We start from the raw sequence: 13,064 nt of genomic DNA on the forward strand, positions 1-13,064 counted from the left end.
GAGGTCGCTGTGCGAGGGGCGGGTCAGGGCAGCGGAGCCGGCGGGGGTGTCGTCGACCAGGTCATCCGGATCTGCCCGCCATGGGCCCCGGTCGTGACCTCGACGTCGTCGACGAGCCCGCTGATGACCGCGAGGCCCATCTCGTCCTCCTCGGTCTCCCCGTCGTCGCCTGCGGCTCCTGGGGCGTCGCCGGCGGGGACCGAGTGCGGAGCCTGGTCGCCGACCTCGATGGAGAACTGCTTCTCCTCCTCGATCAGCAGCACCTTCACCGGCGCGGTGACACCGCTGTTCCGGTGCAGCCCGACGGCTCTGGTGCAGGCCTCGCCGACGGCCAGCCTGACCTCGTCGAGAACGGCCTCGTCCACCCCGGCCCTGCGTGCCACCGCTGCCGCCACCAGACGGGCGGTCCTGACGTGCTCGGGCAGCGCGCTGAAGCGGAGTTCGACGGTGGCCATGCATCCCCCTCGGAGCTACGGGCGTGCTGTCGAGGTCCCGGGCAGCCGAGAGCCCGGACCCCCCTGCGATGCGACACGGCGGCCCGGGCACATGGCCCGGGCCGGTGATTCAGTCGGTGGCCGCCACCGCTTCCTCGACCGAGGTGTGGATCGGGAACACCTTGGTGAGGCCGGTGATGCGGAAGATCTTGAGAATGCGCTCCTGGTTGCAGACCAGGCGCAGCGAGCCCTCGTGGGCACGCACTCGCTTCAGGCCGCCGACCAGCACGCCGAGCCCGGTGGAGTCGAGGAAGTCCACGCCCTCCATGTCGACGACGAGGTGGAAATTCCCGTCGTTCACCAGCTCGACCAGCTGCTCGCGCAGCTTGGGCGCGGTATATACGTCGATTTCGCCACCGACCTCGACGACCGTACGATCGCCGACGGTACGGGTCGACAGGGACAGGTCCACGGATCCTCCAGCACCTTGCTATCGAGCGGTCGCCCCTCGGGCACCTCGGCTTGAAGCCCCCGGGACGGTTCGCCAGCCGCGATGGCATTCAATCACTTACCGGCAGGCGTGCACGACGCCTTGGGCCCATTGTCCGTCACGCCAGTGACACACTCGGTGCCGATGGCCGAGAATCACCGATCCGATCGAACCTCGACGGACCCCGCCCCCCAGCTCGCGCCGGGCACGGTCCTGGACCGGCTCGCCGCGGGGCCGAGCAGGGCTGCGCGCATCACTCATACGGAGCACTTGCCCCCACGCGCGGGCCGCCATGCCGTCTGGCCCGACCGGATTCGCGCCGAGGTCGTCGCGGCCGTGCGGGAAGCCGGCATCGAGCACCCGTGGGCGCACCAGGCGCGGGCGGCCGAGCACGCCCTGGACGGCGAGTCGGTGGTCGTGGCCACGGGCACGGCCTCCGGCAAGTCCCTGGCCTACCTGGTCCCGGTGCTGTCGACGCTGCTGGACGGCGCCGAGGCCCCGAACGGCCGCGGCGCCACCGCCCTGTACCTGGCCCCCACCAAGGCCCTCGCGGCGGACCAGTGCCGGTCGGTGAGGGAGCTCTCCCGTCCGCTGGGCACCGCCGTGCGGACCGCGGTGTACGACGGCGACACCCCGTTCGAGGAACGCGAGTGGATCCGCCAGTACGCCACCTACGTGCTGACCAACCCGGACATGCTGCACCGCGGCATCCTGCCGTCGCATCCCCGCTGGGCCTCCTTCCTGAAGGCGCTGAAGTACGTCGTCGTCGACGAGTGCCACACCTATCGCGGGGTCTTCGGCTCGCACGTCGCCCAGGTGCTGCGCCGGCTGCGGCGCCTGTGCGCCCGCTACGGCGCCTCCCCCGTGTTCCTGCTGGCCTCGGCCACCGCCGCCGAGCCGGCGGTGGCCGCCCGACGGCTGACCGGTCTGCCGGTGGTGGAGGTCGCCGACGACGCCTCCCCCCGCGGTGAACTGGTGTTCGCCCTCTGGGAGCCCCCGCTGACCGAGATGCGGGGCGAGAGGGGCGCGCCCGTCCGCCGTACGGCCACCGCCGAGGCCGCCGACCTGCTCACCGACCTCACCGTGCAGGGCGTGCGCTCGGTGGCCTTCGTACGGTCCCGGCGCGGCGCCGAGCTGATCTCCGTCATCGCCCGGGAACGCCTCGCCGAGGTCGACCGGTCGCTGGCCCGGCGGGTCGCGGCGTACCGCGGCGGCTACCTGCCCGAGGAGCGGCGCGCCCTGGAACGCGCCCTGCACTCCGGCGAGCTGCTGGGCCTGGCCGCCACGAACGCCCTGGAGCTCGGCGTCGACGTCTCCGGCCTGGACGCGGTCGTCATCGCCGGTTACCCGGGCACCCGGGCGTCCCTGTGGCAGCAGGCGGGCCGGGCCGGACGGTCCGGGCAGGGGGCGCTGGCCGTCCTGGTGGCCCGCGACGACCCGCTGGACACCTTCCTCGTCCACCACCCGGAGGCCCTGTTCGACCGGCCGGTGGAGTCGACGGTGCTGGACCCCGACAACCCGTACGTGCTGGCCCCGCATCTGTGCGCGGCCGCCGCGGAACTGCCGCTGACCGACGAGGACCTCGACCTGTTCGGGCCCGCGTGCGCGGACCTCCTGCCCCAGCTGGAGGCCGCGAAGCTGCTGCGCCGCCGGACGAAGGCCTGGCACTGGACGCGCCGGGAGCGGGCCGCCGACCTGACCGACATCCGCGGGGCGGGCGGGCGGCCGGTGCAGATCGTCGAGGCCGGGACGGGACGGCTGCTCGGCACGGTCGACGCCGACGCCGCGCACACGACCGTCCACGAGGGCGCGGTCCACCTCCACCAGGGCCGTACGTACCTGGTGCGCTCGCTCGACCTGGAGGACTCGGTCGCCCTGGTCGAGGAGGCCGGCCCGCCGTACTCGACGGTCGCCCGCGACACGACGTCGATCTCCGTCCTCGAGACCGACACCGAGATCCCGTGGGGCGACGGGCGCCTGTGCTACGGCTCCGTCGAGGTCACCAACCAGGTGGTCTCCTTCCTGCGCCGGCGTGTCGTCACCGGTGAGGTGCTCGGCGAGACGAAGCTCGACCTGCCTCCTCGTACGCTGCGCACGCGTGCCGTGTGGTGGACGGTCACCGAGGACCAGCTGGACGCCGCCCGGATCGGCCCGGAGATCCTCGGCGGTGCCCTGCACGCCGCCGAGCACGCGTCGATCGGCATGCTGCCCCTGTTCGCGACCTGCGACCGCTGGGACATCGGCGGCGTGTCGGTCCCGCTGCACCCCGACACGCTGCTCCCGACGGTCTTCGTCTACGACGGCCATCCCGGCGGCGCGGGCTTCGCGGAGCGCGCCTTCCACACGGCCCGCGACTGGCTCACCGCCACCCGCGAGGCCATCGCCTCCTGCGAGTGCGACGCCGGCTGCCCGTCCTGCATCCAGTCCCCCAAGTGCGGCAACGGAAACGAACCGCTGCACAAGCGGGGGGCCGTGCGCCTGCTCACGGTGCTGCTGCGGGGGGCGCCCGCGGAGAAGGCGGACGGGGAGCGGCGGGCCGGAGCCGTGCCAGGGGCGACGGCGCCCTCCCCGGAGGGGCCGGCGGGGGCTGCGCGGCCGACGACGTCTTCCCCGGGATCGCCGGCGCCGGCTGCTCAGGGACCGCCGCTCCCTGAGCAGCCGGCGCCCTCCGGGGAGCCGGTGACTCCCCGGGAGGGGGCTGCGGAACCTCCCCGGGAAGCCCCGTCTTCCCAGGAGCCCCCGCAGTCCCCGCAGTCCCCGTAGTCCCCGTAGTCCCCGCAGCCTCCGCGGGACCCGCCCGCGCCCTGACCTCCGCCGCGAACGGTCCCCGTCCCGAGGTCGCCGTCACGTCCGAGATCTCCCCGGTGAGCGCGCACCGTACGAGCCGTGCGCCCTGGGCCCGGGCCACCCGGTCCGCCCGGGCGCAGGCGGCCGTGGTGCCGTCGGCCCAGTGGTCCGCCGCCGCGAGCGCCGCGAGGTCGGCGCCGCCGGCCGCGCGGTGCCGGGCCACGACGGCCTGCCCCAGGGCGAGGACGGCGCCGGAGACCACGCACAGAACGGAGATCACGCACACGCTCCACACGGTGGCCGAGCCCCGGTCCGAGGGGCCGGCGCCGGCCGGTCCGCCCGTCACGTCCCCGCCCCCCTCGTCCCCTCCGCCGACGCCGCGGCCTCCTCCACCGAGGCGACGGCTTCCTCCCGTACCTCGAAGGGAAGGCCGCGCAGCGCCGCCGGCTTCGCGACGACCACCACGCGGACCCGGCCCGCCTCCCGGCGGACCGTGACCTCCGCGCCGCGGGGCGCCGCGGCGCGGGCCACCTCGACGACCGCGTCGACCGGGTCCTGGCGGGCCGCCGCCCGGGCACCGGTCCGCGCCGCGTCCACGCACTGGATCTGCGCGGCCACGACCAGCAGTCCCCACACCAGCGCCATCGCGAACGCCACCAGCACGGGCAGCGCCACGGCGGACTCCGCCGTCACGAACCCCCGGTCCGCCCCCCGCTCACATCCGCGCATCGAGGGCCTGCTCCACGATGCTCTGCAACTGGGCGCTGACCGCCCCGCTCGTCACCACCTTGTAGAGCACCACCGCGAACGCCACCGCCGCGACGATCCCCATCGCGTACTCGGAGGTGACCATTCCCGCGTCCCTCCGCGCCGCACGCACCCTGCGCACCAGGACGCGCAGCCGTACCCGTACCGCCTTGTACATCTCAACCCCCGTAGGAACCGGTTCCTTCGAATAATTCGGATGATTCAGCCCTGTCGGGCCGTTCAGTGCTGCCGGATCGGTCAGTGCTGCCGGTGCTGGTCATCCACCACCCCCTCCCAGCGCCCCGCGCGCCAGCCCGATCACCACGGGCAGGACGCCGACCGCGATGAACGCGGGCAGGAAGCACAGCCCCACCGGCGCGGTGACCATGACGGCCGCCCGGCGTGCCCGTGCCGTCGCGGCGCGCGCCCGGCCGGCGCGGGCCTCCGCGGCCAGTCGCGCGACCGGCCCGGCCGCGGGGAGCCCGGACACGTCGGCCCGTTCCAGCAGCCGCGCCAGCGCTTCGGCACCCGGTGCCGCGGCCAGCCTCCGCCAGGCCCCGGCCGGTTCGCCGCCGAGCCGTACCTCGGCCGCGCCGCGCGCCAGCGCGTCCCCGACGGGCCCGCCCAGGGCGTCGCCCACGGCCTGGGCCGCGACCACCGGACCGGCGCCCGCGGCGACACAGGCCGCCACCAGGTCGGCGGCGAGGGGAAGCTGCCGGGCCGCCGCCACGGGATCGATCCGCTCCGGGCCACCGGGGCCCGCGTCCGTCCGCCGCAGGCGCCACCGCCACAGCCCGGCCGCGGCGGCCAGCCCCAGCACGGCGCCGGCGACGCCTCCGACCAGGGCCCATCCGGCGCACGCCGCCCCCGCCAGGGGCAGCCACCTGCGCGCGGCGCTCCCCAGCCCGGTGCGCGGGGCGGTCCCGGCCGGCTCGGCGGCGGCCAGTCCGGCCAGCCGCCGCCGCATCCTCCGCTCGCCGCGGACGGCGCTCAGCCAGTGCGCCAGCACCAGCAGCGTCCCCACGGCCGCTCCCAGCCGGTGGACGGCGTCCCCGCTCATGCCGCCGCCTCCGCCCCGCGCACGATCCGGGCCACCCACCACATCCCCAGGACCTCCAGCAGGCCCCCGGCCAGCAGACAGCCCAGCCCCGGTCCGGTGTGCAGGAGGACGTGCAGCGGATCGGCGCCGAGGCCGGTGCCGATCAGGAGCCCCAGGGCCGGCAGGGCGGCGAGCATCACCGCGGTGGAGCGGGCGCCGGCCAGCTGGGCGCGCAGGTCCGCGCGCTGGTCCCGCTCGGCGCGCAGCGCCCCGTCCAGCCGGTCGAGTCCGGCCGCGAGGCCCGCGCCCTGGTCCACGGCCACCCGCCAGCACGCCGCGAGGCCCAGCAGCCCGTCGGCGCCCGGCTGCCGGGCCGCCGCCGTGAGCGCGCCCGGCACGTCCCCGCCGAACCGGGCCGCCGCCAGTACGGCCGCCTGCGCGTCGCCGAGCCCGCCGGAGTCACGCGCGGCCCGCAGCAGGGCCTCACCCGGCTGGCGGCCCGCGCGCACCTCCCCGGCGAGCGCCCCGCACAGCGCGATCACCGCGTCCGCCCGCCGGTCCCGCGCCCGCCGCGCACGGCCGGCCAGCCGCACCCGCCGCAGCACCGGCACTCCCACCGCCCCCGCGACGGCCGGCAGCGCCGAGGCTCCCAGCACCGACAGCACCAGCCCGGCCACCAGCGCCCACCACTCGGCCCGCAGCCGCCCGCGGATCCGCCGCATCCCGCCGGTCGCCCGCTGCCATGCGGGAGACCCGGCGCCCGCCACCGCGCCGCCCGCGAGCAGCAACCGCGCCCGCCGCTCCCCGGAGCGCCACCCGCCCGTCAGGCACACCGCGGCGCCCAGGCACGCCACGGCCGCACCCATCGACAGCTCACCAATCCCGTTCATCCCCCGGCCTCCCTTCGAAACACTCGGTGCCGAGCAGCCCGCGCAGCCGCTCCCACCCCCGCTCGTACGCGAACGCCTCCGCGCGCCACCGCAGCGCCGGCACCGTCCGCACCAGTCCTGTCGCATCCCGCTCCAGCACGTGCACCTCGGCGATCCGCCGCCGCCCGGTCCGGTCGCGCACCAGGTGCAGGACCACCGACAGGGCGGCCGCCACCTGGCTGTGCAGGGCGGCCCGGTCGAGCCCGGCGGCCGTGCCGAGCGCCTCCAGCCGGGCCGGCACGTCCGCGGCGGCGTTGGCGTGCACGGTCCCGCAACCGCCGTGACCGGTGTTCAGCGCGGCCAGCAGGTGCACCACCTCCGCGCCCCGTACCTCGCCGACGACCAGCCGGTCCGGCCGCATCCGCAGCGCCTGCCGCACCAGGTGCTCCAGGGCGACCAGCCCCGCCCCCTCCTGGTTGGCGGGTCTGGTCTCCAGCCGTACGACGTGCGGGTGGTCCGGCCGCAGTTCGGCCGAGTCCTCGGCGAGCACGATCCGCTCGCGCGGTCCGACCAGTCCCAGCAGCGCGCTCAGCAGGGTCGTCTTGCCGCTGCCGGTGCCCCCGCTGACGAGGAAGGACAGCCGCGCCTCCACCAGGGCCCGCAGCACGCGGTCCCCGCCCGGCGGCACCGTGCCCTCGGCCACCAGTTCGTCGAGCGTGAACGCGCGCGGCCGTACGACGCGCAGGGACAGGCAGGTGCATCCGACGGCGACCGGGGGCAGCACCGCGTGCAGCCGGGTTCCGTCGGGCAGCCGGGCGTCGGCCCAGGGCCGGGCGTCGTCGAGCCGGCGTCCGGCCACGGCGGCGAGGCGCTGCGCGAGGCGCCGCACGGCCGCCGTGTCCGGGAACGAGACGTCCGTCAGCTCCAGGCCACCGCCCCGGTCCACCCAGACCCGGTCCGGGGCGGACACCAGCACGTCGGTCACCGACGGATCGGCGAGCAGGGGTTCCAGGGGCCCGCTGCCGACGAGTTCGGACCGCAACCGCTCGGCCGTGCGGAGGACCTCCGCGTCGCCGAGCACCCGCCCCCGCTCCCGCAGGGCCTGCGCCACACGCGCGGGCGTCGGTTCCGCCCCGCTCTCGGCGAGCCACTGCCGCACGCCGTCCAGCAGCGCGGCGCCGTCCGGCCGTCCGGGCCCGGCCGGCGTCCTCATGCGGTCCCCGCTTCCAGCAGTGCCCGCTCCCAGAACTCCCGGCAGAAGCGCGCGAGTGGTCCGCGGCCGGTCGCGGCGGGAGGCTGCCCGCTCCCGTTCGCGCGCGGCAGGGCGGCCTCGACGGGGACCTCGCCGGCCAGGGGCAGTCCGAGCAGCCGGGCCACCTCACGGTCGTCGAGCCCGGGCGCGTACGGGCCGCGCACCGCCACCCGCAGGTCGCGCAGGACCATGCCGACGGCCGAGGCCACACGTCCGGCCGCCGCGACGGCGCGCAGTTCGGCGGGGACCACGAGGAGCCCGAGGTCGAGCTGGGCGAGCACCTCCGCGACGCCGTCGTCGACGCGGCGCGGCAGGTCGACGACGACCGCGCCGCCCCGGCGCCGGGCCGCGGCGAGCACCGCCCGCACGGCCTGCGGCGGAACGGCGACGCGGTCGCCTCGGTCCCAGCTGAGCAGCCGCAGCGAGTGCAGCTCGGGCAGCGACTCCTCCAGGGCCCCGCCGCCGACCCGTCCGCGGGAGGCGGCGAACGCCGGCCAGCGCAGTCCCTCGACCGTCTCGCCGCCGAGGAGCACGTCGAGTCCGCCGCCCAGCGGGTCGGCGTCCACCAGCAGGGTGCGCAGGCCCTCGCGCGCCGAGGTGACGGCGAGCGCGCAGGCCAGCGTGGACGCGCCGGCGCCGCCCCGGCCGCCGATGACGCCGACGGTAAGTGCGGGCCGGCCCGTTCCCTCGGTGACGTCGGCGATGCGGTCGACGAGCCACTGTTCGCCGTCGGGCAGCATCAGGACGTGGTCGGCGCCGATCTCGACGGCCCGCCGCCACACCCCCGGGTCGTCCTGGTCGCGTCCGACCAGCACCACTCCGCGTCTGCGCGCGGCCCCGCGCACCCGCCGCGCGGCGTCGTCGCCGACCAGGACGAGCGGTGCGGTCTCCCAGCCGCCGCGCCCTTCGGGCACGCCGTGATGCACCTCGGGTGTGGCGCCGGCCGCCGCGCACAGGCGCAGCAGGTCGTCGAGGAGTCCGGCGTCCTCGGTGACGATCAGCGGTCCGCTCCGCCGCCCTCCGGCGGTGGGCGGCGGATGGTGTGTGACGGCTCCGGTCACGGTGGTGATCCCCCTTCGCTGCATCTCCCGCGCGGCCCCTGCGGCCTCGCGGTCCCCGGACGTGTGGAGAGCCGGCGACCGGCCTCCATATGAGCGGCCGACAGGAATCGGCCTTGCGCGCCCGACAAACGGAACCGGCCGTGAACTCGATGCGGCCGGAACGCGTCGGAAACACGGTGCAGCGATCCGGGAAATCGTGTGGATCTTGGTTGATAACCGTGGACAACTCGGTGGTTGTGAATATCGCCGTCACCCCTGCCGGTGACGGCCGCACCACCGCTCGCGCGCCTTCCGCAGAGCAGCCCGACGGCTACGCACGGTGACCGATCCTGGGTGTGATCGTCGGGTGGTCACCGACGCTCCGGCCCGGCGGCCCGGCGGCTCAGAAGCGGGAAAACCCACCCGGACATGCGACGACCCCCGCCGGGGGGGAGAGCGGGGGTCGTCTCCACGGCCGACTCGGGGGGGGGGGAGGAGTCGGACCGGGTTAGCACGGTCGCGAACGATCCGTGACTTCCATGGTGTACCCGAGAGCCTTCTCAGGCAAACCCACGCGCCTCACCTTACGCCGAATGGGCTGCCCCTATGCTCAGGGGCGTGGAAAACCACTCCCTCCCCCGTGCAGCGGCCTTCTTCGATCTGGACAAGACGGTCATTGCGAAGTCGAGCACACTCACCTTCAGCAAGTCGTTCTACCAAGGCGGACTGATCAACCGCCGGGCCGTCCTGCGGACCGCGTACGCCCAGTTCGTCTTCCTCGCCGGCGGCGCCGACCACGACCAGATGGAGCGCATGCGCGCGTACCTGTCCGCGCTGTGCCGCGGCTGGAACGTCCAGCAGGTCAAGGAGCTCGTCGCCGAGACGCTGCACGACCTGATCGACCCGATCATCTACGACGAGGCCGCCTCCCTGATCGAGGAGCACCACACCGCCGGCCGCGACGTCGTGATCGTCTCCACCTCGGGCGCCGAGGTCGTGGAGCCGATCGGCGAACTGCTCGGCGCGGACCGGGTGGTGGCGACCCGCATGGTCGTGGGCGACGACGGCTGCTTCACCGGGGAGGTGGAGTACTACGCGTACGGCCCCACGAAGGCCGAGGCGGTCAGGGAACTGGCCGCCTCGGAGGGGTACGACCTCTCCCGCTGCTACGCCTACAGCGACTCGGTGACCGACCTGCCGATGCTGGAGTCGGTCGGCCACCCCCACGCCGTGAACCCGGACCGCGCGCTGCGCCGGGAGGCGCTCGCGCGCGGGTGGCCGATCCTCGACTTCCACCGCCCGGTGCGGCTCAAGCAGCGGCTGCCCGCGTTCTCCGTACCACCCCGTCCGGCACTCGTCGCGGCCGCCGCGATAGGCGCCGCCGCGGCCACCGCGGGTCTCGTCTGGTACGCCAGCCGGCGCCGGGCGTCGGCGGCCTGACCCACCGGCCGCCGAAATATCGTCCTTCAACATTTAGGCGCCCGTTTACCGCCCTTTCGCACCTAAAAGTAAAGAACTACGGTCAGCACTTCCGCTTGCCACGGTCCTGGAGTACAAAGGACTCAACGGCCCGCGAGACCAAGGACATCCGAAAGGATCACCTTAAAACCGCATTTGGCCCCACGGACCGAGCATGAACACCGGGCACCCACGCGACGTCGACCCGTCGATTACGGGCCAGCCGCACCAGGTGACGGGCAACGTTCCCGACCTGATGGGCGACATATCGAGGACGCCTGGTACCCCGGTGATCATGCCAGCGGCGGTACGAGTACTCGTACCGCCGCAACCCTGCGAGGCCCCCGCCGGGGGCCTCCTCCCTGTTCCGCCGCCCCGTCCGGAGCGGATCACGCGGCTCCGCGCTGCAGCGCCTCGCACACCGCCGTCGACTCGCGCGCGCCCAGTCCGACCGCCCTGCCGCAGTGGGCGATCCAGGCCGCCACGCCCTCCGGGGTGCCGGAGACGTAGCCGTCGAGCGCCGCCAGGTAGGCCTCCCGGCCCAGTTCGGCGTGGCCGACCTCGGCCGGGCAGACCGACTTCGGGTCCAGACCGCTGCCGACCAGGACGATGCGCTCGGCCGCGCGCGCGACGAGGCCGTTGTGGGAGGCGAAGGGGCGCAGCGCCAGCAGCTCGCCGTGCACCACGGCGGCCGTGACCAGGGCGGGAGCCGAACCGCCCGCGATGATCAGCTCGGCCAGGCCCTCCAGCCGGCCGTGCATCTCCGCCGCGGCCGGCAGCGGCAGCCCGATCAGCGGCTCGTCGACCGGCTCGCCCTCCCGGCGGGGCCGCCCGACGTGGTCGGCCCCGTCCGCGGCGGCCACCAGGTGCAGCCGGGCCAGCACCCGCAGGGGGGACTGCCGCCAGATGGACAGCAGCTGCCCCGCCTCGGCGGTCAGCCGCAGGGCCGCGCCCATCGTGCGCGCCTCGCCGTCACCGCTGAAGTCGGTGCGCCGGCGCACCTCCTCCAGGGCCCAGTCCGCGCCGGACAGCGCCGCCGAACCGCGAGCGCCGCGCAGCGCCGCCTCGGAGGTGATCTCGTTGCTGCGGCGCCGCATGATCCGGTGCCCGTAGACCCGGTCCACGGCCTTGCGCACGGACTCCACGGACTCGGCCACGCCGGGCAGTGCGCCCAGGGCCGCAAGGGGGTCCCCCTTGCTCGGACTCGTCCGGGAGCTCGGGGGAGGATCGGCGGCCGCACCTGTCGTACTCATGAGTACGACCCTACGCACTTCGGCGGTCCGCCCCTCGAAGAAGTGGCCTTCTTCACCTCGGCCGCGACGCACGGTCGCCTTCTCGCCGCGGTTGGCGAACAGGGGAACCGCCTCCGCCGGGAAAGGCGGCAGCGGCAGGCCGGCCCTGTCTTGCTGTCCTTGCCCGGCGAGGGCTCCCCTCACCCGCGGGGCCCGCGTCCGCCCACGTCGCCCGGCGGGCCTCACGTCCGGGGCGCGGGCTCCCGCCCGGCCGCCGGCGCCCCGGGCGCGCCCTTCGGGGCCGGAGCGGGCCGGGCCGCCAGGAAGGACGCCCAGCCCCGCCCGGGGGCCTCACCGACCCCCAGGGTGCGCAGCTTGCGCAGCGTCCCGGGGTCCTGGGCGTCCAGCCAGTCCGTGAGCTGCCGGAAGGACACGCAGCGGACCTCCGGCTTGGTGCACACCTCCTCGACGACCTCCTCGACGGCGCGCATGTAGGTGCCGCCGTTCCAGGACTCGAAGTGGTTGCCGATGATCAGCGGCGCGCGGTTGCCGTCGTAGGCCCGGCGGAAGCCCCTGAGCAGGCCGTCGCGCATCTGGTCGCCCCACATGTCGTGCCTGGCGGGGTCGCCCTGGGTGGTGCCCGACTGGTTGACCATGAAGTTGTAGTCCATGGCGAGCTGCTCGTACGAGTGGCCGGGGAACGGCACGAGCTGCAGCGGCAGGTCCCACAGGCCCTGTTCCTTCCTGGGCCAGACCTGCCGGCCGATGCCGCTGGTGTCGTAGCGGAAGCCCAGCCGGCGGGCGGCCTTCAGGAAGTTCTCGCGGCCCTCCAGGCAGGGAGTGCGGGCGCCGACGAGCTCCTTGTCGTAGTCGAAGGGCAGCGGGGCCGTCCGCGTCAGGCCGGTGTTGGTCCTCCAGGTCCGCACGAACCGCTTGGCCTGGGCGATCTCGTCCTTCCAGTCCGCCACCGACCACTCGCCGACGCCGCCGTCGCTGCCGCAGAAGTGGCCGTTGAAGTGGGTGCCGATCTCGTTGCCCTCCAGCCAGGCCAGGCGCAGCTGCCGCACGGTGTCGGCGATGCCCCGCCGGTCGTTGAAGCCGATGTCGGAGCTGCCCGGTGCGTGCCGCGGCGGCCGGTACAGGTTCCGTTTCTCCTCCGGCAGCAGGTACACACCGCTGAGGAAGTACGTCATCGTCGCGTTGTTGTCCCGGGCCACCCTGCGGAAGCGGGAGAACAGCCGCTGGCTGTCCTCGCCCGCGCCGTCCCAGGAGAACACCACGAACTGCGGCGGCCTCCGGCCGGGCCCGAGACGTTCGGGCCTGGGCAGGTGCGGTTGCGGTCCGGTGTACGCGGTGGAGCCGTCGCCGATCAGCCGGACCACTCCGCCCGGCGCCGGGACCGGCTTCGCCCTCCGCGGGCCGGGTGCCTCCTCCTCGCCGGCCGCGCAGCCGGCGAGCGGTGCGGCGCAGACCGCGGCGATCAGGGCGCCCGCGGCGATCCTCCGGGTGGCGGCCATGCTCCGCCCACCTACTTCCTTCTCTCGGACTTGTCCCGGGCTGCCTCCCGGGACAAGTCCCGGGCTGCTCCGGGGCTTCTCCCGGACCGGCGCGGACGAGGGCGGCATCCGGCGCGATGCCGGGCCCGCCGTCAGCGCCGCCAAGGTCGCACGGGACCGAGAAGGAGTTAGTACGACAAGCCGATCGAAGAGCTACTTC

Annotated in this window: 12 protein-coding genes and 1 pseudogene; 2 read left to right on the plus strand and 11 right to left on the minus strand. The window is 75.1% G+C overall.

Translation table 11 applies throughout. The features are described from left to right. Positions 1-23: 23 nt before the first annotated feature. Both ACIBAI_RS23420 and bldG read right to left on the minus strand, forming a co-directional pair. Positions 24-455, minus strand: coding sequence for an ATP-binding protein (locus tag ACIBAI_RS23420; RefSeq protein WP_399037076.1), 432 nt, complete (start codon positions 453-455; stop codon positions 24-26). A gap of 109 nt (positions 456-564) precedes the next feature. Beyond that, a complete protein-coding gene (gene bldG / locus ACIBAI_RS23425; protein WP_010986038.1) occupies positions 565-906 on the minus strand; it encodes an anti-sigma factor antagonist BldG in 342 nt (113 codons plus the stop codon). Between the two features lie 81 nt (positions 907-987). Here bldG and ACIBAI_RS23430 point away from each other — a divergent pair, with 81 nt between their 5' ends. Further along, a complete protein-coding gene (locus tag ACIBAI_RS23430; RefSeq protein WP_399037078.1) occupies positions 988-3,687 on the plus strand; it encodes a DEAD/DEAH box helicase in 2,700 nt (899 codons plus the stop codon). A gap of 7 nt (positions 3,688-3,694) precedes the next feature. On the opposite strand, the pseudogene ACIBAI_RS23435 reads toward ACIBAI_RS23430, so the two are convergent. The 7 genes and pseudogenes from ACIBAI_RS23435 to ssd form a co-directional block, all read right to left on the minus strand. After that, positions 3,695-4,057, minus strand: a pseudogene (locus ACIBAI_RS23435) (Rv3654c family TadE-like protein); the annotation flags it as partial. Beyond that, complete coding sequence (locus ACIBAI_RS23440; protein WP_399037080.1) at positions 4,054-4,440, minus strand: TadE family type IV pilus minor pilin; 387 nt, start codon at positions 4,438-4,440, stop codon at positions 4,054-4,056. The pseudogene ACIBAI_RS23435 and the gene ACIBAI_RS23440, both read right to left, overlap by 4 nt. After that, positions 4,427-4,636, minus strand: a complete 210-nt coding sequence (locus ACIBAI_RS23445; protein ID WP_399037082.1) for a DUF4244 domain-containing protein — start codon at positions 4,634-4,636, stop codon at positions 4,427-4,429. The genes ACIBAI_RS23440 and ACIBAI_RS23445 overlap by 14 nt, the downstream gene beginning before the upstream one ends. A gap of 99 nt (positions 4,637-4,735) precedes the next feature. Next, positions 4,736-5,518: a type II secretion system F family protein gene (locus ACIBAI_RS23450; protein WP_399037084.1), complete on the minus strand. Its 783-nt coding sequence runs from the start codon at positions 5,516-5,518 to the stop codon at positions 4,736-4,738. Continuing rightward, positions 5,515-6,387 (minus strand): type II secretion system F family protein, encoded by an 873-nt coding sequence (locus ACIBAI_RS23455; RefSeq protein ID WP_399037086.1) that lies wholly within the window; start codon positions 6,385-6,387, stop codon positions 5,515-5,517. Before ACIBAI_RS23455 ends, ACIBAI_RS23450 begins: the two co-directional genes overlap by 4 nt. Next, on the minus strand, positions 6,371-7,579 hold the full coding sequence (locus ACIBAI_RS23460) for a TadA family conjugal transfer-associated ATPase (protein ID WP_399037089.1): 1,209 nt from the start codon (positions 7,577-7,579) through the stop codon (positions 6,371-6,373). The genes ACIBAI_RS23455 and ACIBAI_RS23460 overlap by 17 nt, the downstream gene beginning before the upstream one ends. Next, positions 7,576-8,703 (minus strand): septum site-determining protein Ssd, encoded by a 1,128-nt coding sequence (ssd, locus tag ACIBAI_RS23465; protein WP_399037091.1) that lies wholly within the window; start codon positions 8,701-8,703, stop codon positions 7,576-7,578. The genes ACIBAI_RS23460 and ssd overlap by 4 nt, the downstream gene beginning before the upstream one ends. Before the next feature lie 561 nt (positions 8,704-9,264). Here ssd and ACIBAI_RS23470 point away from each other — a divergent pair. Continuing rightward, a complete protein-coding gene (locus ACIBAI_RS23470; RefSeq protein WP_344606550.1) occupies positions 9,265-10,098 on the plus strand; it encodes an HAD-IB family hydrolase in 834 nt (277 codons plus the stop codon). A 407-nt stretch (positions 10,099-10,505) separates the two neighbouring features. Here the strand turns inward: ACIBAI_RS23470 and ACIBAI_RS23475 are convergent, their stop codons facing one another. Together ACIBAI_RS23475 and ACIBAI_RS23480 are read right to left on the minus strand one after the other, a co-directional pair. Further along, complete coding sequence (locus tag ACIBAI_RS23475) at positions 10,506-11,369, minus strand: oxidoreductase (RefSeq protein WP_399037093.1); 864 nt, start codon at positions 11,367-11,369, stop codon at positions 10,506-10,508. A 221-nt stretch (positions 11,370-11,590) separates the two neighbouring features. Then, on the minus strand, positions 11,591-12,865 hold the full coding sequence (locus tag ACIBAI_RS23480) for a hypothetical protein (RefSeq protein ID WP_399037096.1): 1,275 nt from the start codon (positions 12,863-12,865) through the stop codon (positions 11,591-11,593). Positions 12,866-13,064 lie beyond the last annotated feature (199 nt).

The sequence above is a fragment of the Streptomyces sp. NPDC051041 genome, from assembly GCF_044456065.1.
In the GTDB taxonomy this organism is placed as follows: domain Bacteria; phylum Actinomycetota; class Actinomycetes; order Streptomycetales; family Streptomycetaceae; genus Streptomyces; species Streptomyces glaucus.